Source organism: Bacillus sp. J14TS2 (assembly GCF_018333015.1).
Taxonomy (GTDB): Bacteria; Bacillota; Bacilli; order Bacillales; family Bacillaceae_C; genus Lederbergia.
The window spans coordinates 324,229-348,916 of sequence record NZ_BORE01000001.1; the positions used below are offsets into that span (position 1 = coordinate 324,229).

The following is a 24,688-nucleotide window of genomic DNA, read 5'->3' on the forward strand; positions in this document are numbered from 1 at the left end:
TAAATATGTAATTTTCTACCCCATTCATTATACATCTTTTTTAAAAAACGAACATCTTTTTACCATAAAGGGGGAAATTAAGAAATCGAAGGGGGATATACGATGGGTTTTGTAATGATAGGCATTTTCATTATTATTATTCTCATAGGCCTAGCCTTTATCAATTATTATTTAGGCAGACGCCATTTTCTTAATCAGATCGAGATAAGGCAATACCCCATCCGACATGGCCGGATACAGCTGATTACCACTGGAACAAATTTATTTCTTACTTATTTTGCCGATTTAAAAAAGGCCAAATCCACCATTCAAGTGCAATTTTATATTGTGAAAGATGACTCATTAAGCCAAACTTTTTTTAATATATTAAAGAAACAAGCTGATAAAGGGATTAGAGTACAAGTTCTTTTAGATTGTCTTGGCAGTTGGAAGGTCCCTAGAAGCTGGATCAAAGAGGCCAAACAACATGGGATAGAAGTCGCCTTCTGTCATCGACCTAACTGGCTGTTTCCTTTGTATTCACTTCAACAACGTAATCATCGAAAAGTAACGATTATTGATGGGGCGGTTGGTTATTTAGGTGGTTATAATGTCGGAATGGAGTACATTGATCAGAAACCAGGACTATCACCTTGGCGTGATTATCATATTCGGATAGAAGGTAAGGGGATTAAGGACTTGCAGCAAGAGTTTCATTTTGACTGGCAAAAAGCGACTGGACAACCACTCCCCCATGTTTCTAATAATCCTACAGCGAATGGAAAAATGAAATATCAAATCTTTCCTACTGAAGGGATAAAAATGGATGAGAAATGGCGCTCACTGATTAGACAGGCGGAGCACTCCATTTCAATCGGCACACCTTATTTTGTTCCTCCTAAAGATCTTCTGACTGAATTAAATAAAGCGTTGATGAGAGGGGTACAGATAAAAGTTCTTGTTCCCAATACAGCTGATCACCCGATCGTAAAAGAGGCCTCTTTTTGTTATTTACGCCAGCTCTTAGCCCTAGGTGGTGCTGTTTATCAATTCCAAAAAGGATTTTATCATGCGAAAATTATGATTATTGATGAGCAATTATGTAGCATTGGTACAGCCAACTTTGATAATCGCAGTTTTTTTCTAAATAGTGAGATGACCTGCTTCATTTACGATAAACCTTTCATCGCACACGCAAAGGATACATTTGAACAAGATATTCAGCAATCAGAGGCGCTCTCCCTTCATGGACTCAATCAAGTAGGCTGGTTCGTTCGCGTAAAGGAAGGGATTGGTTGGCTAGTGAAAGGACTGATGTAAATGCCGGCTCGGGCATAACTAAACGTTAAGCTCCAACGAACAATGTATTTCCTTAGCGAAGGATATTTCCGAAGCGAGGATATACACCATACTAGTTCGTTTTTTCCTTTGATGAAAACACTTTTGTCCCAACCTCGATATAAATGGAGACACATTTTTAAAGCCCAGACAAGTGCTTGTCTGGGCTTCTACTTATCGAAGAAGAATGAACAGTAAACTGGCTAGTATTTAGTTGGTAGGAGGCGAGTCCAGTATATTTGCTTGTCCCCCCCTGAATAACTGCCTTCCGCTTTTCATTGTCCAGCTTCGGCTCCTAGCTGCTAGCAAACTTTCGGTGCCTTCCTACGATAATTCAACATCCATTCGCTTTTCAAGCTCATGGTGTTTCCTTTATCTCAGGGCTACAGGATGTAGGTCAGAACAGCGTTGCGCCAGGACGGCGCGTCTTTAGCTGTTCAACCTTACTATGAAAGTTTGTACGCAGCTAAACAGTCGCCTTCCGCTTTTCTTATTACATTTTTTCTGGTGCTGAAACACCAATCAGTGCTAAAGCATTTTTCAGTGTAAGCTGCACAGCCTTCACAAGGGCTAATCTTGCCGCTGTTTCTTCTTTGTTTTCCTTATTTAACACCTTTTCAGCATTATAGAAACTATGGAAAACAGAGGCTAACTCATAAATATAATGCGTAATTCGATGTGGTATTCTCTTCTCAGCAGCATCGGCAATAATTTGTGGAAACTCCCCAAGCTGCTTTAATAAGTGAATCGCCTTTTCACTAACAAGAATATCAACCGGTGTATCTTCATCAAAGGTAAAACCCTGCTCATCGGCAGCGCGAAGAATACTGCAAATGCGAGCATGTGCATATTGGGCATAATAAACAGGATTCTCATTCGATTCAGCGACTGCTAAATCGAGATCAAAATCAAGGTGGGTGTCCGCACTTCTCATTGTAAAGAAATAGCGAGTGGCATCTAGGCCTACTTCCTCAACAAGATCACGCATTGTGACGGCCTTCCCTGTCCGTTTACTCATCTTCATTTTTTCGCCGTCTTTATATAACTGTACAAGTTGAATGATTTCTACTTCAAGTCGACCCGGTTCATATCCTAATGCTTCAATCGCTGCCTTCATTCGCGGAATATAACCATGATGGTCAGCTCCCCAAATATTGATCAGTTGCTCATATCCACGAGCTAGCTTATCTAAGTGGTATGCAATATCTGGCATCAGATACGTGTAACTACCATCTTTTTTAATCAATACCCGATCCTTATCATCACCAAAGGCAGTCGATTGGAACCAAGTGGCCCCGTCCTTTTCATATATATAGCCTTTTTCCTTTAACTTTTCTAAAGCAGGGAGAATCTTCCCGTTTTCGTATAAAGAGGTTTCCGAGTACCACACATCAAAAGTTACTCGAAAATCTTCTAGATCCTTCTTCAATTTCGCAAGTTCATAGTCCAATCCATACTGACGAAAAATATCAAATCGTTCCTGCTCATCCATTTGCACATATTGCTGCCCTTTTTCTGCTGCTAGCTTTTGTCCAAGCTCAATAATATCTTTTCCATGATAACCATCCTCTGGCATATCCTTTTCCAGTCCTAAAGCTTGAAAATAACGAGCTTCCACAGAATAAGCTAAGTTATTAATTTGATTCCCAGCATCATTAATATAATATTCTCGTGTCACTTGATAACCAGCTTTATCAAAAATATTACATAAAGCATCGCCTACTGCCGCTCCGCGTGCATGACCAAGATGTAAATCCCCAGTTGGGTTAGCAGAGACAAACTCCACTTGAACACTCTGCCCCCCCCCAGCACTAGAGGATCCATATTCATCCTTTTGCTTAAGGATAAGCGGCACAATGTCCGTTAAGTAGCGATTATCCATATAAAAATTAATAAATCCTGGACCGGCAATTTCTACTTTTTCAATCGAAGCCTTTGAGCGGTCGAAATGAGCTGAAATCTCTTCGGCAATCATTCTTGGCGCTTTTTTCGCAATTCTTGCTAATTGCATCGCCATATTTGTTGAATAATCCCCATGTGCTTGATCTTTCGGGGCTTCAATCATCACTTCTGGCAGTTGCTCCGCTTCGGCAAGTCCTGCCTTTAAGATAGCTGCCCGAATCTCGCTTTTTAAATTCTCTTGCATCTGTTCTACGATATTCATTTGTTTACTTCGTCCTCCTCATAGACAATCTTCATCTCGTAAAAACCGGCTAACGTATTTTGCATTGAAAGCTCATAAGCCAAATGTAACTGACCGTCACAATGATCATTTGTCTCATGATGTGTCAATTGTTTTGTATTTGTTGTTAAAAACAAGGTACCTAGCTCACTTTCATGTGAGCCTCTTTTTTCTTCATTCAATTTAAAATTCAAACGCATTTTAAGTAGGCCTGTTCGTAAAATGAATGCTTCATTCTTGGTGATTTTTACAACAGTATGGACCGTCCCCTGCTCTTGTACTTCATCATATTTTAAATAAATCGTATCACCTTTTTGATAATGGCGGCCAAAAACTGTTAGTTCATACGTTTCTTCGTCTTGATCCAGTTTAATTTTCGTTGTTAAGTGAATCTTTATGGGTGTTTGTGTGTCAATTAGCAAAAAAAGCACAACCTTTAATACATTTTATGTACGAAACTAGCTAGTAAAAAAACATCCCTAAGTAATCCTGATTTCCATGTAATTAGTAACTTTTCTATTATAAGAAAGATTTTAGTGAAAGTCCATTCTACTAGCAAGATTGGAATTTGCAAAAAAAATCCATTTTCCATGAATAAAACTGGGAAGCTTTCCTCATACTGGTTGATAGGAGATTGCTAGAATGTAGGAGGTGGGTTCATGGAAGCAGAAATAAAAATGCGGAAAAAGTGGAGAAATATTCGGTTGCTATCTTATATTGTATTATTGATGGTCGGCCTTATTTTAATTATGGGGATATCCTTTATTATTTATCTTAAAATCCTTGGGCCGCCACCGTTAACAATTCCGCAATCAACCTTATATTATACCTCAGACGAAACAGTTTTTGGTGAGAGTCATAATGGGGAACGCAGATATTGGGTGGGAAGTCAGGATATTTCTCCTGCTGTCATGGAAGCGACCATTTCTATTGAAGATCAAACCTTTTATCAACATCACGGTTTTGATTTTAAAAGAATTGCTGGAGCCGTTTTAGCCAATATACAGGCCGGACAAAAGGTGCAAGGCGCCAGTACGATCACGCAACAATATGCTCGTAACCTTTTTTTAACAATGGATAAAACATGGAGCCGGAAAATATCGGAAGCGATGTATGCGGCACGTTTGGAATTCCATTACGATAAAGATCAGATTTTAGAAGGCTATTTAAATACAATCAATTTTGGACATGGGGCTTATGGGATCGAGTCTGCCAGTCAATTTTATTTTGGCAAAAGTTCAAAAGAGTTAACCCTTGCAGAAGCTTCTATGTTAATGGGTATTCCGAAAGGACCTAATATTTATTCGCCATTAAAATCGGAAGAAAAAGCGAAAAAGCGGCAAAAGCTTATTTTAGATGCCATGCAGGAAAATGGTTATATTCAAGCAGATGAGAAAAAAGAAGCGCTCAATGAAACATTAACTTTTGTAGGCGAGCACCCACATCATCGAGCTGATATGGCTCCCTATTTTTATGATATGGTCCAAAAAGAGTTAACAACAACGGCGGGATTAGATGAAAGAGTCATTGCTTTGGGGGGTCTGCAAGTATACACCACCCTAGATACGGAACAACAGAAAATAGCGGAAGATGTGGTCGAAAAGGTGATACCTGATTCATCAGATATTCAAGTGGGGTTTGCGGCAATGGATCCGCAAACTGGATTCGTAACAGCTATGGTCGGGGGAAGGGATTACAATGAAAGTTCGTTTAATCGAGCTTCCCAAGCGATACGGCAACCAGGTTCAGCCATCAAACCGTTCCTATATTACGCAGCCTTAGAGCATGGCTTTACCCCCGCTACTCAACTTCGGAGCGAGAAGACAACCTTTAAATATGATCATGGACAATCCGAATATACGCCTCATAATTTTAATAATCATTATGCGGATGATGAAATTACGATGGCACAAGCGCTTGCCGTCTCAGATAATATCTATGCTGTAAAAACACATTTATTTTTAGGTGCGAATGTTCTCGCCAATACAGTTAAACAATTTGGTATCAAATCTGAAATGAAGCCTGTACCTTCTTTAGCTTTAGGAACATCTGGATTAAAAGTAACGGAGCTCCTCAATGGCTATAGTATGCTCGCGAATGGCGGCAAAAAGGTGGATCCCATTTTTATTACAAGGGTAGAAGACCGAAATGGAAACATCCTTTATGAAGCAAAGCCTGACCAAGAGCAAGTCTTAAATCCGCAATTGGCCTTTGTCATGAGTCATATGATGATGGGCATGTTCGATCATCGTTTAAACGGATACGCCTCCGTGACAGGAGCCTCTATGACCGGAAAAATGAGTCGAGATTATGCAGGGAAATCAGGATCTACAAATACGGATTACTGGATGGCGGGTTTTACTCCAGGATTAGCCTCTGTCGTTTGGACAGGTTATGACCAAGGAGAAGAAATCACGTTAACCGCTGATAAATTATACGCCAAAAACATTTGGCTTCAATTTATGGAACAATCCATTGACCAGCAATCAGAAGAACAACATGTCTTCAAACCACCTTCAGGCGTAGAAGCTGTTCCAATGGATCCGGAAAATGGCCTATGGGCCACCGACATGTGCCCAACCTTCAGGCTCACCTACTTCCTCAAAGGCACTGCACCAGAGGAAGTTTGCACCGAACATCTTTTAGGAGGCCCTTTTTAGGTGTCTGGAACGCCCCGGATTTTACCGAATGATAAATAGAGTAACAAAACAACCTCGAGGTGTGCGGCCTCGAGGTCGTCTTGCGAAAGCGGAGACTTCCGCTTTTCTTTGTCCAGCTCCAGGCGCCATCGGCTCGAGGTCAAATAACCTGAGACAATGAAAGGCAAAGAACGCCTTTCTTTGTCTCAGAACATTTGCTTGTCGCCAATAAACGGGCGCCTTCCGCTTTTCCTGCTTTGTCCTAGTTTGCTGTGCAAACCATATGTTAGTTTACTTATTTTTGTATAAAACGGCAAGGAAAACGATTAGGTCCAAGCGAAATATTTTATCCTGCACTAACTGGCTGTAAGACTCCCACTTCAAGAATTCGTGGAAAACCTAGAATTGTAAGTGGGGGATCAACAGCCAGTAAAAGCCCGATTTATTCGGGCCGACAGGATGTCGCGAATTTAGCCTTTGATCTTCTGAAATCAGTGGGGATGAAAGAAAATCCCACTGATTGAAGTTTAACTTTATTTCATCAAGGATTCTATTTTTAAAGAAAAGCTTTCTTTACTTCTTCTTCTGTTCGTTCCCATATCTCGCCATCGTATTGTTGTAAAAATTCCCCTAGTTTGAGTCGCGACTCTTGGTCCATATGGTCAACAATAATTTTTCCTTTCATCGCCTTATCCATGTAATTGACGTGCTGGGGCATTGATTTATATCCTCTGCGTGCAGGTCGATTGATATATAATTCACACGCAGACACTCCTGAGTAACATGGCCCTTCAGGTTTCCGATCTAAAACCACCCAGATTACCCAATATTTTTTCGTGTCTTCTTCAGGGAATTGAGAGAGCAACTCCTCTAATGATTGAACATATCTCACTCCACGCTCTGTTTTGCTGCGAGCATGCATAACCTGAGGATCAATCCAAACTTCCCCTTCTGCCACATCAATCAATAAAGGTGTCACATTTTCTAAACTAAGCGATCCAACTCCATATCCTTTATGTCCATCAACAGGATCGTTTTTTAATATATTAAATTCAACCTTGCGCTTATTCGGCTCCATCATTTAAACCTCCTAAAAAAATATCGAAAACATTCGTTGGATACTTTGAATGAAAAAGGGAATCGCCGTATTAATAATCGGATAGATCGTATATCTCCCTAACGGCGTAATCACTAAAATTAAGAAAATAAGAGCGCCAAATGATTCGAATTGCGTCATCTTTGCCCTCACCTTCGTTGGCAAAAGATCTTCCAAAATCCGATATCCATCTAAAGGTGGAAGCGGGAGTAAATTAAAAACAAATAATAGTACATTAAAATAAATAAACAGATTAAAAAACTGAATTACAAGTGGATGTAAAGATCCGGCAACTCCTGTTACAACCAATATGTAGAAAATACCTGTGCCGATAATCGCGAGGATAAAATTACTAATTGGTCCCATAAGGGAAACAAAGATTCCACCTACACGAGGATTCTTAAAATGATATCGATTAACTGGCACAGGACGGGCCCAGCCGAAGCCAGCAATTAATATCAATAATGTTCCCAAGGGATCTAGATGCTGAATCGGGTTGAGTGTCAGTCTTCCCTGCTCCTTCGCTGTATTGTCTCCTAATTTATAAGCTGTAAAGGCATGGGCAAATTCATGTACTGTAAAAGCTATCAATAAAACCACCACAATCAGTGGCAATTGTTCTAACGGAAAACGCAAAAAACTATCTAGAAACCTTTCCACATATCCAACTCCTCATTATTAAGAATATCTACGCTTGCTTCATATTATACAAAAATTTTGGATAAACCTCATACAATCTGTTCCGGGTATTGATTCAAAATCACAAAAGGAATACACTTTTAGGTGTACATAACTTGAGATGAGGTGATCGAAATGCCCTATGTGACAGTAAAAATGCTTGAAGGTCGAACAGAAGAACAAAAAAAGGCCCTTGTAGATAAGGTTACAGCTGCTGTAAGTGAGACAGCTGGAGCTCCAAAAGAAAAGATTGTCGTCTTTATTGAAGAAATGAGTAAAAATCATTATGCAGTTGGTGGAAAACGCTTAAGTGATGAAGATTAGAAAACCGTTTAGCGACTTACAAACTTTTAAAGGTAAAAGCAACACGATAAGCCTAGAATGCGAGTCGATCTTGACTTATCGTAGGAAGAAACCGGAAAGTTTGCTAGGCTGCTGAAGCTATTTATGCTCCCTCTACCGTTTTTAAAATTTAAGACAGCAGTTCGACTTAATGGCTTCCTGCTGTCTTTTCTCATTCAATATTCTTTTACTTCACAAAGATATTTTTGTCTTTCTTAACATTGCAATATACTGGTAGGCTTCCTCAACTTCCTCACTTGTGTACCCCTGTTTTGGCTTTAGCGTCTGAATTTTCTCTTCAACTTCTTCACGTGGATCTTGTTCAAAATAAAGCACTGTTGAGACAAGCTCAAGAAAACGGGCACTTTGCTCATTCATACTGGACAAGCACTCTTTTAAATGTGGAACTTTCACATTGTATTCTTCTAAAAATTCGCTACCGTTCTCAGTCATTCTATATTTATATTGAGAATATCCACCTTTATCTTCTTTCATTTCATCTAAAAAACCAAAATTGCATAGTTCCTCAACGCGTAAGCTCAATTCTTCAGAATAGGGTCCATAAAAATGGAATTCAAATTTTTCCTGAAATGGAAAGCCCATTTTCTTCGCTATGTAGATCATTTTTTGTAATTTTTTCCGTCCCGTTACTTCTCCAGATAAGGCAAATACATTCATTAATCTTTGATGATCATTTAGCATGGCAAACGAATCAACTCCTGGTTCTATTTTTCAATCGTTCTTTCAGAGGATAATCAATGTTTTTCTAAGATGGACAAGATTTGCTTCTTCACTTCTCGGTGCTTTGAGTCATCTAGCAGGAGTTCACGCGGATAATATAATTTATGATCTGTCCGCATTTTGCCGGATATCGCTTCTACAATAGCGGATTCCCTAGATAGTTCATGGCGTTCCTGATTAGGCATTAATAAATGGATGGGAAGACGCTCCTCTTCCTCCCCTGGCCGATAAAAATCATACGGCAAATCGGAGGAGGAATCAACCGCCAAATAATAATCAGGATCAATCTCCGCTTTTTTAAATAGCTCCTCTAGCTGTCCCAGCAGTTTATACTGTTTTGACGGGTCAAACTCCACATATTTAAATAATTTCCGATTCATAAATCGAGAACATAAATCTTGCAAAATCACATCTTTCTCTTCTTCCCACATTTGGAAATAATAAAGGATCACCGGCTCATCTAATTTTAAATAATCCTCTAAACTTATTTTTTCTTCAAATAAGGAAACAAAATGAGTAGGATAATATTTAAATTGATAGTCATCCTGATATAAAGCCTTTGCTCGCTGCAATATTTTAGTCAATATCACTTCAGCACTACGCGTAACTGGATGAAAATACACTTGCCAATACATTTGATAGCGACTCATAATATAATCTTCTACTGCATGCATACCCGTTGTTTTAAACACAACTTGGTCTTCTGTTGGCCGCATAATTCGCATGATTCGTTCCATATCAAAATGCCCGTAGCTTACGCCTGTAAAATAGGCGTCTCGTTGCAGATAATCCATACGATCAGCATCAATTTGACTGGATATCAAGCTAATGACGAGCTTATCAGGATATGTTTTTCCAATTACATCCGCAACTTTTTGCGGAAAATCGGCACTTACTTTATGTAAAACGGCATAGACCTCTGTATCGCCTAAAATAATTTGCTTTGTAAACTGTTCATGATCTGTATGATACACCTTCTCAAATGAATGCGAAAATGGTCCATGTCCAAGATCATGCAAAAGTGCCGCACATAATGACAGCAACCTTTCATTTTCGTTCCATTCTGGACGTCCTTGAAAGACATCATCCACAATTCTACGTACAATTTCATATACCCCAAGTGAATGATTAAAACGACTATGCTCTGCCCCATGAAAGGTTAAATAAGTCGTCCCTAATTGTTTAATTCGTCGTAGACGTTGAAACTCTTTTGTTCCAATCAAATCCCAAATAATTTGATCTTGTACATGAACATAGCGATGAACAGGGTCTTTAAATACCTTCTCTTCACTTAATTTTAAATTGGAATGATCCATTGATTTGGCCCTCTTCCTATCTAGCATAATTTTATTATAGCGGCTTTAGATACTTATATAAAGTCCCGATTTCCTATCAACTTATAATCCAAGATATCCATTTAGGTTGAAAACAAAGAATTGATTGCGCAACTGTCCAGACTTCCTCACGTTTTTTTAATAATCACACATGGATTGCAAACGATTTACAATTATTTTCATCATTATTTTTTATTTTTGTATAAAAATGATTTGATCTGTCCATGATAGTACTAATCAAAGAAGTTAGCATTTGTCTATTCTAACAGAAATGAAGTTAGCAAATCTCGAGATAACTTCTACTAAATCATAACTTTTTGCAACTAGCAAATGCTTGAAAAGAAAAATTAATTTTGGGAGAAAAAAATAGGAGATGATGAGAATGAAAACAAGACAAGACGCTTGGACAGAAGAGAATGATTTATTGCTAGCAGAAACGGTGTTAAGACATGTTCGCGAAGGAAGTACACAGTTAAATGCTTTTGAAGAAGTGGGGGATAAATTAAATCGCACCTCTGCTGCATGTGGATTCAGGTGGAATGCTGTTGTTCGTCACCAATATGAAAAAGCATTGGATTTAGCTAAAAAACAGCGCAAGCAACGTCATCGTGTTATGGGGAAAGAGCAAAGCGGCAAAAAGAAACTGCTTTATCAGCCACCTATGACGCTTCTCGATGAGGCAGATATGGAAATGGATGAAGCATTCGAAATCTTAAATGGTGAGTCAACGAGAGCAGAGACTACTAACTTTCAAGAAAATCTTTTACCAGCACCAGTTGAACCGACTGGCGATCTGAATATGCAAAAGATCATTTCATACCTACAAACTTTGCAAAGTTCTGGTTTCCAACAAGAAATTTTACAAAGAGAGAATGAGAGATTGAAAAAGCAACTCCGCGACGTAGAGGCGGAAAACAATACTCTTCAGAAACAAGTTGCCAAATTGGAGGACAACTCCGTCACAATGCAGGAAGACTATGAGACCCTAATGAAAATTTTAAACCGTGCTCGAAAATTAGTCTTATTTGATGAAGAAGAAGCTCCCCCAACATCCTTTAAAATGGACCGAAACGGCAACCTAGAAAAAATGGCCGAGTAACTAGAAAAGCGGAAGTGCCTGTTCAGCGCTGTACAAACTTTCATAGTAAGGTTGAACAGCTAAAGACGCGCCGTCCTGGCGCAACACTGTTCTGACCTACATCCTGTAGCCCTGAGATAAAGGAAACACGATGAGGACGAAGGACGAATCGATGTTGACTTATCGTAGGAAGAAGCTGAAAGTTTGCTAAGCGCTAGGCACTGGAGCTGGACAAAGAAAAGCGGAAGGCGACTGTTTAGCTGCGTACAAACTTTCATAGTAAGGTTGAACAGCTAAAGACGCGCCGTCCTGGCGCAACGCCGTTCTGCCCCACATCCTGTGGGCCTGATTACGTATAATTGTTTTTATCATATAGACGCAAAAATAGAGCCATGACTTCCCCCTGTCAAGGCTCTATTTTTTGATGTTCAGCTGTTCATTTCGCTTGACCATTCGCTCATAATATTCTTGGAACCAATCTAATTCCATCCCCCGAAGTTGACCCGTGAATAGCTTGTCACATTTGTTATTCATCACTTGAAGAAAACGTTGCATCACGGCTTGGATGGAAAATTCCACTCCCAATAATTCAGCTAAAGAAGCCATCACATCTACTTGAATGTTTGGAAACACAAACTTTGTAGAAGCCTGGTACTGGGCATGCTCGTAAAATTCTTTGACGAGCGTGGCCCGTTTCGCTCCACTGCCTGCTACACAAAGATAAATTTGCACGGCAACCGCTTTTCGAATTCGCCGTTGGGAAATGCCTGCGAACTTTTTTCCTCCAATGCTGAGGTCATAGCTTCCCGGACAATAAGAACCAACAATTTCTCGAGCTTCAATCTCACAATCAAAATCAGCAAACATTAATTGGACAAGCTCCCACATCGCATCATAGCCACGATTTATATCGATGCCCTTCTCTGTGTCCGGAAAAATTAAAGATAGATTTAACACATTTTCATCTAATGCCACTGCCAGTCCACCCGAATTACGGACAATCCCTGTGTAATTCTGTTCTTGCAAAAAGCGAAGACCTGCAAACAAATTAGGAAGTTTTGTATCCTGGATTCCTAACACTAATGTGGATGGATGCACCCATGCACGCAGGGTAGGTGGGGATTCCCCACTCCCCACTGACCTACATAAAGTATCGTCCATCGCGAACGATTGAATGGCATGAAAATAAGGATTATATCCTGATTGATCGATCAAGCGCCATTCCTTTTGTCTTAATAATTCTGACATTCTTTTTCTCCTATTAATATAATACGTGTTCAAAAAGGAAGATAAAAAGGAACAAATCGGATAAGGACGCTGACCTCTACATTGCACAAGACGTGGACGATTTTAGTACAAGAAAACTTATCCTGATACATGAGCATAAGGAAATCTTCCCCGAATCCGCACCGCACGAAGGAAAAGTGTTTTTCTTTTTCGAGCAGCGCAGAAACAACACAACGAGCTTACACATGTGTGGTGACTTCGACATTCGACACAGGAAGTGTCGGTACTTAGTCGAAGATACTTTAGCTCGCGGTGTCATTTTTACCGACTTTTTGAACACCTTTTATTAGTTTTTCTCCATTGATTGGATCGCTGTCACAACAGCCAAATGATAAACATCCTCTTCACTACATCCACGAGAGAGGTCATTAACTGGTGAATTCAATCCTTGCAAAACTGGTCCAACTGCCTCAAAACCACCTAATCGTTGAGCTATTTTATAGCCAATGTTTCCAGCTTCTAGACTTGGAAAAACAAATACAGTCGCATCTCCTTGCAGAGGAGAATTAGGAGCCTTTTTACTTGCTACAGAAGGAACAATAGCTGCATCAAATTGAATTTCCCCATCAATCGCAAGTGTTGGATCCATTTCTTTTGCTAACTGCAAGGCTTCCTCTACCTTTTTTGTTTCATCAGAAACAGCTGATCCTTTTGTTGAAAAACTGAGTAAAGCAACACGCGGATCAACATCAAACATTTTAGCCGTCTTTGCACTCTCTACTGCAATCTCTGCTAAGTCTTGTGAGTTTGGGGAAATGTTGATGGCACAGTCAGCAAACACGTATTTTTCCTCACCCTTTACCATCACAAAAACACCCGACGTTTTGCTTAGGCCTGGCTTCATTTTAATAATTTGTAAAGCAGGTCTAACTGTATCTGCTGTAGAATGGGCTGCACCACTTACCAAACCGTCTGCCTTCCCCATGTAAACCAGCATCGTGCCAAAGTAATTTTCATTTTGCAATAATTTTTTAGCATCTTCCTCTGTGGCTTTTCCTTTTCTTCGCTCCACGAATGCAGCGACCATTTTATCCATTTCAATATAATTTTGCGGGTCATAGATTTCCATTAGATCTAAGGAAATCCTTTGTTCCTTTGCTTTATCTTGAATATCATTTATATCACCTATTAAAACAGGAGTAAGAATTTCTTCTGAAGCAAGACGTCCCGCCGCAGCTAATACCCGTGGATCCAATGCCTCGGGGAACACAATTTTTCTATCCCATCCTTGTACTTTTCTTTTCAATTCTTCAAATAAACCATGATTTGATTGAGCCATCATAAAAGCCTCCTATCTTCATAATAAGGATCAAAGGTTAAAGTCGCAACACCCTGTCGCTTCGCTAGCATTAGTATGCCGCAATGCCTTTGTAACCAACTAACTTCTTGTTGGTCTCCACCTAAGCATATACCTTTTTACCCAGTAACACATAATGATATGTATATTCTTGTCGTTTTTTCTACATTATTGATTGGAAACTGAATAGTTGGAAAAACTATGATATAGTTTGAATAAGTATTAATTAAGATATTTTACATATAGGAGTGGATCAAATGAGTGAAGCAGTAGTCACATTAGATGGTTGGTATACACTTCAAGACTTTAGAAAAATAGATTGGGCTTCATGGAAGTTACTTTCAAATGATGAACGCCAAGCAGCTATCCAAGAATTCCAGCAATTTTTGGATAAATTAAATGAAGTACAGGAGCATAAAGAAGGAAGCCATGCGCTTTATACGATTTTAGGTCACAAAGCTGACTTTATGTTTATGGTATTAAGACCCACATTAGAAGAATTGAATGAGATTGAGAATGAGTTTAATAAATTAACAATCACAGAATTTACCCTACCTACTTATTCATATCTCTCCGTTGTGGAGTTAAGTAACTACCTAGCTGGCGATTCCGATGAAGATCCTTATCAAAACCCTTATGTCCGTAGCCGACTCTATCCGATATTGCCTAAAACACAGCATGTTTGCTTCTATCCAATGGATAAACGCCGTGAGGGAAATGATAACTGGTACATGCTTCCAATGGAGGAAAGAAGAGAACTTATGAGGAGTCATGGTTTAATCGGTCGGAAATATGCTGGGAAAATCAAGCAGCTTATTTGCGGCTCAGCTGGTTTCGATGATTTTGAATGGGGTGTGACCCTATTTTCTGATGATGCTCTCCAATTTAAAAAGATTGTTTATGAAATGCGCTTTGATGAAGCAAGTGCTCGTTATGGAGAATTTGGTGCCTTCTTTGTCGGAAACCTGCTGGAAGACCAAGACCTATCTCACTTCTTGCACGTATAAACATATTTTAAACTAATAAAAGTACAGTAACCACACTGTACTCCTATCCCTATCCCTATCCCTACCTTCAGGGATAGGGATTTTTTTGTTAAGGAAACTATAAAATTCTTGGCTTGTGGATAAATTGTAATTTTGAGTTTTGTCATCCAGCTCCAGCGCCTAGCCCCGAGAGGCTCGCAGGATGCGAGTCCATCGGCGTTGCGCCAGGACGTGGCGAACTTAGCCGATGTTCTGCTTAATAACCCTGAACCTATGAAGGGAAAAAGGCCCCTTCCTAGGTTCAGGAACATTTGCTTGTCGGAGGCCAACAGGATGTTGGTCAGGAAGGCGTTGCGCCAGAACGGCGCGAATTTAGCCTTTCTTCTTACATCAAGGCGCTTGCGCTTTTGTTCTTCGACAAAATCTGGGGCATACTAGGCATTTAATTAACAGGCATATCCCTGCTTAGTGATACATACAAATGAAAGAGCAACAAATTTCATGGAGAACCTATTTATAAGGAGTGAGATTCTTGGCAAATTCGAATCCTTACCAAGCGAATTCCGGCGGCTATTATCCTATGTATCCCATGCAGCAAATGCCGAATCCGAATGGTCCACAACAGGGACAAAATCCAAATCTCTATCAACCTCAGCAGATGCAAATGCCGAATCCAAACGTAGGTGCAGGTGCAAAAGCTGGTAACAATGTTCCAGGAATGCTCCCGATTGAAGAGTCCTATATTGAGAATATATTGAGGCTAAACAAAGGGAAACTCGTCGACGTTTACACAACCTTTGAAAACAATCGGGAATGGAACGCCAAAGTTTTTACAGGTATTATTGAGGCTGCCGGAAGGGATCATGTCATTCTAAGTGATCCAGAAACCGGAAAAAGGTATTTAATTCCGATGGTCTATGTAGATTATGTAACATTTAATGAACCCGTCGAATATGAATATCCCTTTGGTTCTGGTCCCCTTGCCTCTGCACCACCGCGTTAGGGCAGCAGGACTTTGGTGGAGCACTAATCACTTCGGATAAAAATGCACTGAGAAACCAAACTTGTTTCCCAGTGCATTTTTATGTTTTTAGAACTATAGATGTTTCACCGCAAAAATAACCAATAAAACCCATGATACGAGAAAGGCAATTCCCCCCAAAGGCGTAATCGCCCCTAATACCTTGATTCCCGATGTACTTAATACATATAAACTTCCTGAGAATAAAATAATTCCGATTAGCATCATCCAACCAGACCATGACAAAAGGGAGGATGCCGGATATTTTCCAGCAAGGATCCCAATCGCGAGCAAGCCAATTGCATGAAACATTTCATATTGAACTCCTGTTTTCCAAACTTCTAAGTATTTCGGCTCTAGCTTCCCCTCTAAACCATGGGCGCCAAAAGCTCCTAACGCAACGGCCAAAAAGGCATTCAAAGCACCTAAGATAATAAAAATTTTCATTATGTCCAACCTTCCTTTTTAAAAATTCATTTTCATATCTAACAGATCTTTATATGTGGAAAATAATCCACCTGAACAAACGCTTCAATTATATTCTATTAGCCGTTAAAAGCTTTCTATTAGCCGTTGTAGGATCCTATTAGCCATTATTTACATTCTATTAGCAGATAACCCCTTTTATTAGCCGTTAGGATCGTTCTATTAGCCATTAGGCCCACGGGAAGTTGGTCAGAACGGCGTTGCGCTGTACAGGAGGTACTACGACAGGACGTCGCGATTTGCGTCTGCCACCAGGGTGGCACGCTTTTAAAAATCAAATATAGAATCCCCATTAGCTCCATCTTCTGTTTTAATGGGATCTGATTGCGGAATGGATATTGGCTTTGGTTGGGTTTGCTGTGTAAAAATTGGCGTGAATTCAGAAACCTTCTCCTTTTTTTCCGTATGCTGATTGAGTTCCTCTCCCCCTATTCCAAGCTCCGCTAATGTTTTCACTGTATACAAATGAGCTTTTCTAGTAGACATCTCACTCGCATGTTTTGCCTTATTTATCTCCTCTTGCATTTTAGCTAATAAAACTTCATAGGAAACGCCCATTATAATCACCTCTTATCCATCTAGCTTAGGGTTTATCGATTGAAAAAGCAAAAATTTTATCCGTAAGTTTTGAAAAAACCCCCTTCTATAAGAATGAAAAACAAATAGATGTTTGAAATACTCAAAATCGGAAATATACATAATGTGCAGATCATATTTCTAAGGAGGATGATTGTTAATGAATAGAATTGAAGTTTGTGAAAATGGTGTAGAAGCTAATAATATTATTACTCAGTTAACAGCCCAAGGTTTTTCTCACGATGATATCTATTTATTTACCCATGATGATGATCGAACAGAAGATCTAGCGGATGCTACTGAAGTTGAGACAGTCGGCCTTCAAGAAGAAGGTGTTGTGGATTCTGTAAAAAACATCTTTCGAAAAAAAGGAGACGAGCTTCGAGCAAAATTCGAATCAGTCGGTCTGACACATCAGGAAGCCGAGAAGTATGAAAGCATTCTAGATAGAGGACAAGTTGTGATTGTGGCTCAGCAACACTAGGCAAGTAGGGCCGTAATCATTATGCTCAAAAATAAAAGCATTAAAGCCCAAGATTGCTGATTTAACAGCATTCTTGGGCCTTTAATTTTGAAGAACATATTAGCTATACTTTTAGTACAGTCTCCTTAAACAACCCCCTCGATTTTACAACCCAAATAATTGCAATCACAGCAATAAGGGCGTAAATGATCTCAACAACAAAGATATTTTCGATTGTTCCTGTTTGATAGAGCGCTGCCGGAAAATCAATAAGTGCATGAATAAGGATCGCGAGAAAATAGAAAATGATCTTCCTATTTTTCACTCCATATAGAACAAGGATCGATAATCCAAGTTGAATCGCAAGCGCGCTAACTCTTTCAATTCCACCTAACCATATAAGAACTGAACTTCCTGTTAGCTGATCCTTCGCCATTTGCAACGATGGATTCATCGACGCAAGAGAATCAAAAGAGCCATTATTAATCATAATCGCCATAACAAGAGTGCTAATACTTGAGATGCCCACCAACACGGCTGCTTCAAAACCACCATGTCCTAATCCGAAGGATAGACCATCTTTCCAGTCACGATACTTTTTCAGGACATATTTCATCATTATTAAACGGCCCGTTTCCTCAAAAAGACCCGCCATTAAGCCACCATACAGCATATACATCCAAGGATTTTTCAGCCATTCACTTGTTGTTGAATTGAGTGTTAGAAAATACACATGGGGAATATTCTCTAATACTAATGCAAAGGCCAAAAAGGTTGCCAATCCAATTAAGAGAACATATAACGAAATACCAAATTTCTTTTTAAAGAAAACAACTAATACAACCGGTAAGCCGATCGCAAATAAAATCGAGGCAATAAGTGCAATAAACATAGAAGTAGAAACCAACGACTACCATCTCCTTTCTAGATACTTGAGTCCATTCTGTTTTCATCCCTATTCAATACGTATTAAATGAATGAAGGTTTCATCCAATTCATCATTTTTTTCTTTTCCTTCCAAAGTTTATCATTTTCCATTACAAAATTGGGCTGTCCATAAACGTCGTAAACTCCCTTTCCATCGTATCACTGTGAGGTCTTTGGGTGAAGCCATTTCACAAGAAACTGCTTGATGGTCATAGTCTAACGATTACTGATATATCTGATGCTGTTGGCTTTTGCAATATCAACTACTTTGGACGACTATTCCGAAGATATAACAAATGTACTCCCATACAGTACAGGCATCGACAATAGCCACTTGATGTTGAACAATAGAAGCTGGGTTACTCGTGTCTTTCTAATTAAATGGTCCACAAAATAAATATCTTTTATTTTCAAATCAATTGGTATATCCTAAAAAGAAACATTCTTTATGAGCTAGGAGGAAAAAGAAATGGTCATGAAAAAAGTTTTAACTCTTGCTGGCTCGGATTCAAGTGGTGGAGCTGGAATCCAGGCTGATTTAAAAACATTCCAAGAATATGGCGTGTACGGTATGAATGCTTTAACATCTATCGTCACAATGGATCCAAACAATAGCTGGAGCCATGATGTCTTTCCAATAGATGTTGATACAGTAGAAAAGCAATTAAACACAATTCTATCAGTTGGGATCGATGCTATGAAAACAGGGATGCTCGGTTCTGTTGAAATTATTGAGTTAGGTGCTCGAAAATTGGATGAACATGCATTAGAGAATGTCGTGATTGATCCTGTAATGGTATGTAAAGGCGAGGATGAGGTCTTACAACCGGAAAATACGGACGCAATGCGTGAGCTTCTTGTCCCAAGGGCTTTAATTGTAACGCCGAACCTATTTGAAGCTGGACAATTAGCACAAACAGATCCTGTCAAAACCATTGATGGGATGAAAGAAGCCGCTGTGAAAATTCATGAGCTAGGTGCAAAAAATGTTGTCGTAAAAGGTGGAAAGGCGTTAGCACATGACAAAGCAATCGACCTTTTCTATGACGGTCATGACTTTACCCTACTTGAATTAGATAAACTGGAAACAACCTATAATCATGGGGCTGGTTGCACTTTCGCTGCTGCGATTACTGCGAACCTAGCGAAAGGGAAATCAGTCAAGGATTCTGTCATTTCTGCCAAAAACTTTGTGACAGCCGCTATCCAACATGGGTGGAAGCTAAATGAATATGTTGGACCTGTCATGCATGGTGCCTATTTTACATTTGAAGAAAATACAGAGAAATAAAAACTTGCCCAGAAAAGGGGATTCTTCTTTTCTGGGCGTTTTAGGGCTTGAGCGGACTCCCGTGTCCCATTGGGGATGTGGACAGACCCTAATTTTTTAAGAAAAGCACTATGAAAAATAAAACAAATCAATGGCGTCCCCATAGATTTGATACCCTTCTCCCCATAATTTTTTTAGCCATTTAATCGCATCTAGCATATCTTCACTGTGATCAGCAGCCAATCTTTCCAATTCCGCGGTTTCAACCATTTTCATGTAACACCAAGATGGTTTTGGCAGTTGCTGCAACCAAGTCACTTCCTCTTTTTTAAGCACATCCCATAGATCGCTTCCAACATTCACTGGCAGCATTTGTGGCCATTCTCTCTCAAGACCGGCTTGCTCTATTAATTCACGTACTTCTAATGTAAAAGAAAACTGCCACCGATCTTCATGCAAATCTTCTTCCTCACTAACACTTATTCGATAAAATTCCCGTCTTTCCCTTTGCAAAACCCGGTCCATTAAGCCATATTTAACAGGTTCATCCACCATAGTTCCATTACGGAACGCAAAAAGATTGATATAACTTTCCTGTAAACTTTGCTTGCAGTCTAATCGATCTTTTTCCCATACTTCTTCATACAAATCGTCTAATTCTTGTCTTTCATCTATACTTAGGCTTCTGGTTAACTCTTGTGTTTGTAATTCCTCTATTCCATCGTACACTCTTATACGATCAGCTTTATTCATTCCCATCAAATCATCCCCTATTGTTCTAAATCGTCTTTTACTAGAATAACATTGGAAGCAAAAGATTCAATGGAGGAAGTAAAAATGCAAACCTTTTTAGGAGGAATCATTCTTTTAATTCTAGGGTACTTTACATATGGAAAGATTGTTGAAAAGATATTCGGCATCAAACATAATCGCCCTACCCCTGCATTTGTCAATCATGATGGGGTCGACTACATGCCAATGAACTCATCTAAAAATGCTTTAATCCAATTACTAAATATTGCGGGGACAGGCCCCATTTTTGGTCCGATTATGGGAGCTCTATACGGACCTGTTGCCTTTGTTTGGATTGTGATTGGATCTATTTTTGCCGGGGCAGTTCACGATTATTTAATAGGGATGATTTCTATTCGCAATCGCGGCGCTCATTTGCCTGCACTAGCAAGCAAATTTTTAGGACAAACAATGAAATATATTGTTCATGTTTTAGCTGTCCTGCTGCTTTTATTGGTAGGTACGGTTTTTGTTATCACTCCTGCTAGTCTACTGCATGTTTTAATGGATGGAAAGATTGCATTGGGAGTCATTGTTTTGATTATTTTTAGTTATTATATTCTTGCTACACTTTTACCGATCGATCAAATCATTGGACGATTGTATCCATTTTTCGGTGCGCTGTTAATCCTAAGTGCAGTTGGTGTGGGCGTTGGACTTATCATCACTAGGGCTCCAATTCCAGAATTGTCCTTGACAAACCTTCACCCTAAACAGACACCGATCTTTCCACTTTTATTTTTTACTGTTACATGTGGAGCCTTATCAGGATTCCATGCTACGCAAACCCCGATTATTTCCCGTACTATACAAAAAGAAAGCCAAGGCCGGAAAATATTTTATGGGATGATGATTGCCGAAGGAGTAATTGCAATGATTTGGGCAGCCGCAGCGATGAGCTTATTTGATCCTGGTGAATTGAATGCCCTTTTAGCAGCAGGTGGACCAGGAGCGGTTGTCAATAAAGTTTCGACCTCTCTACTTGGCGCAATGGGTGGGACACTCGCTGTACTTGGAGTGGTTGTCCTTCCCATTACATCTGGCGATACAGCTTTTCGGAGCGCTCGTATGATTATTGCCGAATATTTAGGTTTAACGCAAAGAAAATTCTCTAGTCGCTTATGGGTTGCCTTTCCTTTATTTATTATTGCCTTCCTGCTAACCAAAGTCGATTTCAATCTGTTGTGGAGATATTTTAGCTGGGCAAATCAATCGACTGCTGTGATCACTTTATTTATTGGTGCTATGTATTTATATATTGCGCGAAAAAATTACTGGATCTCACTCATCCCTGGAACGTTTATGCTTATCATGGTTTTCACTTATATTTTGCAGGCAAAAATTGGTTTCCATTTACCGGTGACAACCTCTTGGATTGGTAGTCTGATCGGAACCCTGATTGTACTCATTTTATTCTTTCATATTGCGAAAAAAGCGCGAGAAAATAATTGGCCAATTGAGGAGAAGCTTTCTAGGTAGAATAAGTGCCAACACTTATTTTTCGTAATTTTTCTTTCCAAGTAGTAAAATAATGATTTAGAAAGGAGGTTATATTGTGGAGAAGATTCGTATCGATGAAGTCCAACAATTAATCAATACTTTTGCGACAGAACAAGTTTACATACATTTAGAAACAACCAACGGTGCCTATGCCTCACATAATGACGAAACATTTTTTTCAGCTGGAGCGTATATTCGCAATGCTGAGGTTTGTTACGAATATGGCAAAATTGTCGGAGATGGTCCCTATCGGATCGGTCTAAAGCTAGCGATTGGCTGGATTTATGCAGAAGGTCTTACCCATTTCGAGTTAGATAATGAAGGAAGATTACTGCTTGCAGGCCATGGATATGATGGGAAGCTAGCTGTTGCTTTAGAAATTAGTAAAACACCATTTAAATCTTGATAGAAAGGGTTGCTCCATATGGAAAAAGAACGTCACGTTTTAGTTGTATTCCCGCATCCAGATGATGAAGCCTTTGGTGTCTCCGGAACGATGGCCAGTCATATACAAAATGGTACACCTGTTACTTATGCCTGCCTTACTCTCGGGGAAATGGGGAGAAATTTAGGGAATCCTCCTTTTGCCACAAGGGAATCTCTTCCTGAAATCCGTAAAAAAGAACTACAGGCTTCTGCAGACGCAATGGGTGTCACCGACTTACGAATGATGGGCTATCGTGATAAAACATTAGAATTTATCCCAGATGAAGAGTTGTCTAATCTTGTCTTTAATCTAATTGAGGAATTAAATCCTTCTTTAGTAATCTCCTTCTACCCTGGATATTCGGTTCATCCGGATCATGAAGCAACTGGTCGTGCAGTCGTTCGCGCAGTGCGTAGACTACCTAAAGAAAGTCGGCCAAAGCTTCACTGTGTTGCCTTTGCGAAAAACCATGAAGCTGAAATCGGCGGACCTGATATCAAACACGATATTAGTGCCGTGTCTGAACGGAAATTTGGGGCACTAAAAGCTCATCTCTCACAAACGGTATGGATGTTGGCAGATCTAGAAAAGCAAATGGCTCAGGAAAAAACAGGATTGCCAGAGCACTTTCTAACCGAACGCTTTTGGACATATTCTTGGGATCAGGACAAGGTTTTATAAAATAGGCTGGGACATAACTAAAGTGTTAAACCCCAAAGACGAAGTATTATCTTAGCGGAAGAAATATACGTAGACTCCTGCGGGAAGTGAGAGTTCGGCAAGTCCCTGACAGGCAAAGCCTGAGGGAGCTTGCCACTCGCCCGTGGAAAGCGAAATATATTTCTGGAGAGCGAGTATATGCACCCTACTAGTTCGTTTTTCTTTGGTGAAAACACTTTTGTCCCTGCCACTTTATAGGTTAAAGCCCGTTTCGGTCTATGCAGTAATCAAGCTTTTATCTATAGTAAAGTCATGCTATTCCCATATCTTTTTGCCAGTTTGCGCATCCACAAACATGTGACAATCAATCATCCAAGTTGACTTTAGCCTCTTTTGTTTTCGGTCATATAAATAATAGGGTTCAAAAAAGATATCTTGGTTGAGGATAGCTGTTGCCTCCTCTTTTGTCACCTGCGGCTTCGGTATAGAGGAATCTACCAGATCCTCAAACAATTCACGTTTATTCAATATCTCGATTATACTTTTATCCTTTGAGTCGTAAACGAATTTGAATTTGTCCATGATCCGATCAAGAGTCGATATAGGACTGACGCTTGCTTCTATCATTCCATGCTGACGTTCAAGCCTTTCTATCACCCACTTCCCACTTTCATTTGGTCGGTGCATCCTCATGTAATCGGTTATAACCTGGAAACAAGCTTCTCTCTCGCCTTGTGAAATCGGAATGGCATCGGGATGTGGAACAGAACTATCCATCTCCTCCTCCGAAATAATATGTGACTTTCTAAAATCCTCCCAAAGTTTACCAGGCTTATGTTCTGATCTAGGTATTTTTTGTATCGATTTTTCATTCGACCATTCAAGTATGAATCTTTCTTCCACATCATCCAGAAAGGCTTCCTCCACTCCATAAAGGAGCTGATAACCACTTTCCTTTAAAGTGCCAAACAGAATGACCTGTTGATTTTTCCATTCTTCAATATTTCTTGGTTCCTCTTCACTTGCTGCCTCGACCTGGATTTTCGGGTAAAACTTCGAAAAGAATCCAGTCAATGTAAAGAAAACAATCACGCCTTCACTGTTTATCTTAACTTCCAAATAACCTCCCGGAGAAATTTTCCTTCCAGCTAATCTTGAAGTAAAGAAATACTCAGAGCCATTTTCCCCTTGTTCTTCTCGTTCTAATTCATAATCCACCTTTTGTTGTAGACCTGTATTTTCCTGTATCCAAGCTACAACATCTCTTTGTTTAGTGCTAGATAGAGGTAAAGGTTTTTTTCGAAGATCCTCATTTTGTACAACAATAAAGCTTGTAAGTAAATCCAGAGTCAAATTCACCTCAGCATACACGGTTCCCGGTGGATTCAGATCATCGATCATCGCTGTTCCTGGAGGAAACCATTCTATTTCAAGTCGGTATTCTGTTGTTTGAATAGGTGAAACCTCTCTTCGAATGGTTGCACTTTTTAATTGAAAATCTTGTAATGCCCAGGCATTACTTATTCTCTCTGTCCACTTTCTAACGATATGACTCATTCAATCACCACCTATTAATCATTACGTACTGT

The 24,688-nt window shown here is 39.6% G+C and carries 25 protein-coding genes; 12 read left to right on the plus strand and 13 right to left on the minus strand.

Features of this window, described 5'->3' with window-relative positions:
• The first annotated feature begins 102 nt into the window (after positions 1 to 102).
• Positions 103 to 1,299, plus strand: a complete 1,197-nt coding sequence (gene cls, locus KI375_RS01325) for a cardiolipin synthase (protein WP_212971745.1) — start codon at positions 103 to 105, stop codon at positions 1,297 to 1,299.
• Positions 1,300 to 1,810: 511 nt separating this feature from the next.
• Here cls and argS read toward each other — a convergent pair.
• Together argS and KI375_RS01335 are read right to left on the minus strand one after the other, a co-directional pair.
• Positions 1,811 to 3,481, minus strand: coding sequence for an arginine--tRNA ligase (gene argS / locus KI375_RS01330; protein WP_212971746.1), 1,671 nt, complete (start codon positions 3,479 to 3,481; stop codon positions 1,811 to 1,813).
• A complete protein-coding gene (locus KI375_RS01335) occupies positions 3,478 to 3,921 on the minus strand; it encodes a YwiB family protein (protein ID WP_212971747.1) in 444 nt (147 codons plus the stop codon). The genes argS and KI375_RS01335 overlap by 4 nt, the downstream gene beginning before the upstream one ends.
• Before the next feature lie 237 nt (positions 3,922 to 4,158).
• On the opposite strand from KI375_RS01335, the gene KI375_RS01340 reads away from it, so the two are divergent.
• Entirely contained in the window at positions 4,159 to 6,159 is a 2,001-nt protein-coding gene (locus KI375_RS01340) for a transglycosylase domain-containing protein (RefSeq protein ID WP_212971748.1), read from the plus strand.
• Positions 6,160 to 6,694: 535 nt separating this feature from the next.
• Here the strand turns inward: KI375_RS01340 and KI375_RS01345 are convergent.
• Entirely contained in the window at positions 6,695 to 7,219 is a 525-nt protein-coding gene (locus KI375_RS01345; RefSeq protein WP_212971749.1) for a YwhD family protein, read from the minus strand.
• A gap of 9 nt (positions 7,220 to 7,228) precedes the next feature.
• Entirely contained in the window at positions 7,229 to 7,894 is a 666-nt protein-coding gene (locus tag KI375_RS01350; protein ID WP_207446444.1) for a site-2 protease family protein, read from the minus strand.
• Between the two features lie 153 nt (positions 7,895 to 8,047).
• Between KI375_RS01350 and KI375_RS01355 the strand changes: the two genes are divergently transcribed.
• A complete protein-coding gene (locus KI375_RS01355; RefSeq protein ID WP_212971750.1) occupies positions 8,048 to 8,236 on the plus strand; it encodes a 2-hydroxymuconate tautomerase in 189 nt (62 codons plus the stop codon).
• Between the two features lie 210 nt (positions 8,237 to 8,446).
• Here the strand turns inward: KI375_RS01355 and KI375_RS01360 are convergent, their stop codons facing one another.
• The gene (locus KI375_RS01360) at positions 8,447 to 8,956 is read right to left on the minus strand and encodes a YwgA family protein (RefSeq protein ID WP_212971751.1); all 510 of its coding nucleotides are present in this window, start codon (positions 8,954 to 8,956) and stop codon (positions 8,447 to 8,449) included.
• 53 nt (positions 8,957 to 9,009) lie between these two features.
• Positions 9,010 to 10,311 carry an HD domain-containing protein gene (locus KI375_RS01365; RefSeq protein WP_212971752.1) on the minus strand — a complete coding sequence of 434 codons (1,302 nt, stop codon included), beginning with the start codon at positions 10,309 to 10,311 and terminating at the stop codon, positions 9,010 to 9,012.
• A 400-nt stretch (positions 10,312 to 10,711) separates the two neighbouring features.
• Between KI375_RS01365 and KI375_RS01370 the strand changes: the two genes are divergently transcribed.
• Positions 10,712 to 11,428: an RsfA family transcriptional regulator gene (locus KI375_RS01370; protein ID WP_212971753.1), complete on the plus strand. Its 717-nt coding sequence runs from the start codon at positions 10,712 to 10,714 to the stop codon at positions 11,426 to 11,428.
• A gap of 393 nt (positions 11,429 to 11,821) precedes the next feature.
• On the opposite strand, the gene lipL is transcribed toward KI375_RS01370, so the two are convergent.
• Both lipL and pta read right to left on the minus strand, forming a co-directional pair.
• A complete protein-coding gene (lipL, locus tag KI375_RS01375) occupies positions 11,822 to 12,655 on the minus strand; it encodes an octanoyl-[GcvH]:protein N-octanoyltransferase (RefSeq protein ID WP_212971754.1) in 834 nt (277 codons plus the stop codon).
• 325 nt (positions 12,656 to 12,980) lie between these two features.
• On the minus strand, positions 12,981 to 13,973 hold the full coding sequence (gene pta, locus KI375_RS01380) for a phosphate acetyltransferase (RefSeq protein WP_212971755.1): 993 nt from the start codon (positions 13,971 to 13,973) through the stop codon (positions 12,981 to 12,983).
• A gap of 275 nt (positions 13,974 to 14,248) precedes the next feature.
• On the opposite strand from pta, the gene hemQ reads away from it, so the two are divergent.
• Together hemQ and gerQ are read left to right on the plus strand one after the other, a co-directional pair.
• Positions 14,249 to 14,998, plus strand: a complete 750-nt coding sequence (gene hemQ / locus KI375_RS01385) for a hydrogen peroxide-dependent heme synthase (RefSeq protein WP_212971756.1) — start codon at positions 14,249 to 14,251, stop codon at positions 14,996 to 14,998.
• Positions 14,999 to 15,509: 511 nt separating this feature from the next.
• Positions 15,510 to 15,980, plus strand: a complete 471-nt coding sequence (gene gerQ / locus KI375_RS01390; protein ID WP_374706774.1) for a spore coat protein GerQ — start codon at positions 15,510 to 15,512, stop codon at positions 15,978 to 15,980.
• 93 nt (positions 15,981 to 16,073) lie between these two features.
• Here gerQ and KI375_RS01395 read toward each other — a convergent pair whose 3' ends face one another.
• Together KI375_RS01395 and KI375_RS01400 are read right to left on the minus strand one after the other, a co-directional pair.
• Positions 16,074 to 16,445, minus strand: coding sequence for a DUF423 domain-containing protein (locus KI375_RS01395; protein ID WP_207446458.1), 372 nt, complete (start codon positions 16,443 to 16,445; stop codon positions 16,074 to 16,076).
• A gap of 306 nt (positions 16,446 to 16,751) precedes the next feature.
• The gene (locus KI375_RS01400; protein WP_212971757.1) at positions 16,752 to 17,042 is read right to left on the minus strand and encodes a YwdI family protein; all 291 of its coding nucleotides are present in this window, start codon (positions 17,040 to 17,042) and stop codon (positions 16,752 to 16,754) included.
• Between the two features lie 178 nt (positions 17,043 to 17,220).
• On the opposite strand from KI375_RS01400, the gene KI375_RS01405 reads away from it, so the two are divergent.
• Complete coding sequence (locus tag KI375_RS01405; protein WP_212971758.1) at positions 17,221 to 17,544, plus strand: YflT domain-containing protein; 324 nt, start codon at positions 17,221 to 17,223, stop codon at positions 17,542 to 17,544.
• A 103-nt stretch (positions 17,545 to 17,647) separates the two neighbouring features.
• Here the strand turns inward: KI375_RS01405 and KI375_RS01410 are convergent, their stop codons facing one another.
• Complete coding sequence (locus tag KI375_RS01410) at positions 17,648 to 18,430, minus strand: YhfC family intramembrane metalloprotease (RefSeq protein WP_244852161.1); 783 nt, start codon at positions 18,428 to 18,430, stop codon at positions 17,648 to 17,650.
• 197 nt (positions 18,431 to 18,627) lie between these two features.
• On the opposite strand from KI375_RS01410, the gene KI375_RS27880 reads away from it, so the two are divergent.
• Together KI375_RS27880 and pdxK are read left to right on the plus strand one after the other, a co-directional pair.
• Positions 18,628 to 18,780, plus strand: a complete 153-nt coding sequence (locus KI375_RS27880) for a helix-turn-helix domain-containing protein (protein WP_212971759.1) — start codon at positions 18,628 to 18,630, stop codon at positions 18,778 to 18,780.
• Positions 18,781 to 18,919: 139 nt separating this feature from the next.
• On the plus strand, positions 18,920 to 19,741 hold the full coding sequence (pdxK, locus tag KI375_RS01420) for a pyridoxine/pyridoxal/pyridoxamine kinase (protein WP_212971760.1): 822 nt from the start codon (positions 18,920 to 18,922) through the stop codon (positions 19,739 to 19,741).
• A 108-nt stretch (positions 19,742 to 19,849) separates the two neighbouring features.
• Here pdxK and KI375_RS01425 read toward each other — a convergent pair whose 3' ends face one another.
• Complete coding sequence (locus KI375_RS01425; RefSeq protein WP_212971761.1) at positions 19,850 to 20,479, minus strand: hypothetical protein; 630 nt, start codon at positions 20,477 to 20,479, stop codon at positions 19,850 to 19,852.
• 78 nt (positions 20,480 to 20,557) lie between these two features.
• Here KI375_RS01425 and KI375_RS01430 point away from each other — a divergent pair, with 78 nt between their 5' ends.
• From KI375_RS01430 to bshB2, 3 genes are all read left to right on the plus strand, one after another.
• Positions 20,558 to 21,991 carry a carbon starvation CstA family protein gene (locus tag KI375_RS01430; RefSeq protein ID WP_212971762.1) on the plus strand — a complete coding sequence of 478 codons (1,434 nt, stop codon included), beginning with the start codon at positions 20,558 to 20,560 and terminating at the stop codon, positions 21,989 to 21,991.
• Between the two features lie 76 nt (positions 21,992 to 22,067).
• Positions 22,068 to 22,418, plus strand: a complete 351-nt coding sequence (locus KI375_RS01435) for a YojF family protein (protein ID WP_207446489.1) — start codon at positions 22,068 to 22,070, stop codon at positions 22,416 to 22,418.
• 18 nt (positions 22,419 to 22,436) lie between these two features.
• Complete coding sequence (gene bshB2, locus KI375_RS01440; RefSeq protein ID WP_212971763.1) at positions 22,437 to 23,120, plus strand: bacillithiol biosynthesis deacetylase BshB2; 684 nt, start codon at positions 22,437 to 22,439, stop codon at positions 23,118 to 23,120.
• A 294-nt stretch (positions 23,121 to 23,414) separates the two neighbouring features.
• Here the strand turns inward: bshB2 and KI375_RS01445 are convergent, their stop codons facing one another.
• Complete coding sequence (locus KI375_RS01445; protein ID WP_212971764.1) at positions 23,415 to 24,656, minus strand: hypothetical protein; 1,242 nt, start codon at positions 24,654 to 24,656, stop codon at positions 23,415 to 23,417.
• Positions 24,657 to 24,688: the final 32 nt, after the last annotated feature.

What these genes read in the sequence shown, in the direction of transcription:
- KI375_RS01405 (WP_212971758.1), top strand. Translation starts at nt 17,221, where the DNA reads ATGAATAGAATTGAAGTTTGTGAAAATGGTGTAGAAGCTAATAATATT.
- KI375_RS01395 (WP_207446458.1), bottom strand. Translation starts at nt 16,445, where the DNA reads ATGAAAATTTTTATTATCTTAGGTGCTTTGAATGCCTTTTTGGCCGTT.
- KI375_RS01340 (WP_212971748.1), top strand. Translation starts at nt 4,159, where the DNA reads ATGGAAGCAGAAATAAAAATGCGGAAAAAGTGGAGAAATATTCGGTTG.
- KI375_RS01355 (WP_212971750.1), top strand. Translation starts at nt 8,048, where the DNA reads ATGCCCTATGTGACAGTAAAAATGCTTGAAGGTCGAACAGAAGAACAA.
- hemQ (WP_212971756.1), top strand. Translation starts at nt 14,249, where the DNA reads ATGAGTGAAGCAGTAGTCACATTAGATGGTTGGTATACACTTCAAGAC.
- KI375_RS01430 (WP_212971762.1), top strand. Translation starts at nt 20,558, where the DNA reads ATGCAAACCTTTTTAGGAGGAATCATTCTTTTAATTCTAGGGTACTTT.
- pta (WP_212971755.1), bottom strand. Translation starts at nt 13,973, where the DNA reads ATGGCTCAATCAAATCATGGTTTATTTGAAGAATTGAAAAGAAAAGTA.
- KI375_RS01360 (WP_212971751.1), bottom strand. Translation starts at nt 8,956, where the DNA reads ATGCTAAATGATCATCAAAGATTAATGAATGTATTTGCCTTATCTGGA.
- KI375_RS01445 (WP_212971764.1), bottom strand. Translation starts at nt 24,656, where the DNA reads ATGAGTCATATCGTTAGAAAGTGGACAGAGAGAATAAGTAATGCCTGG.
- KI375_RS01365 (WP_212971752.1), bottom strand. Translation starts at nt 10,311, where the DNA reads ATGGATCATTCCAATTTAAAATTAAGTGAAGAGAAGGTATTTAAAGAC.
- cls (WP_212971745.1), top strand. Translation starts at nt 103, where the DNA reads ATGGGTTTTGTAATGATAGGCATTTTCATTATTATTATTCTCATAGGC.
- lipL (WP_212971754.1), bottom strand. Translation starts at nt 12,655, where the DNA reads ATGTCAGAATTATTAAGACAAAAGGAATGGCGCTTGATCGATCAATCA.
- KI375_RS01345 (WP_212971749.1), bottom strand. Translation starts at nt 7,219, where the DNA reads ATGATGGAGCCGAATAAGCGCAAGGTTGAATTTAATATATTAAAAAAC.
- KI375_RS01370 (WP_212971753.1), top strand. Translation starts at nt 10,712, where the DNA reads ATGAAAACAAGACAAGACGCTTGGACAGAAGAGAATGATTTATTGCTA.
- pdxK (WP_212971760.1), top strand. Translation starts at nt 18,920, where the DNA reads ATGGTCATGAAAAAAGTTTTAACTCTTGCTGGCTCGGATTCAAGTGGT.
- bshB2 (WP_212971763.1), top strand. Translation starts at nt 22,437, where the DNA reads ATGGAAAAAGAACGTCACGTTTTAGTTGTATTCCCGCATCCAGATGAT.
- argS (WP_212971746.1), bottom strand. Translation starts at nt 3,481, where the DNA reads ATGAATATCGTAGAACAGATGCAAGAGAATTTAAAAAGCGAGATTCGG.
- KI375_RS01425 (WP_212971761.1), bottom strand. Translation starts at nt 20,479, where the DNA reads ATGGGAATGAATAAAGCTGATCGTATAAGAGTGTACGATGGAATAGAG.
- KI375_RS01400 (WP_212971757.1), bottom strand. Translation starts at nt 17,042, where the DNA reads ATGGGCGTTTCCTATGAAGTTTTATTAGCTAAAATGCAAGAGGAGATA.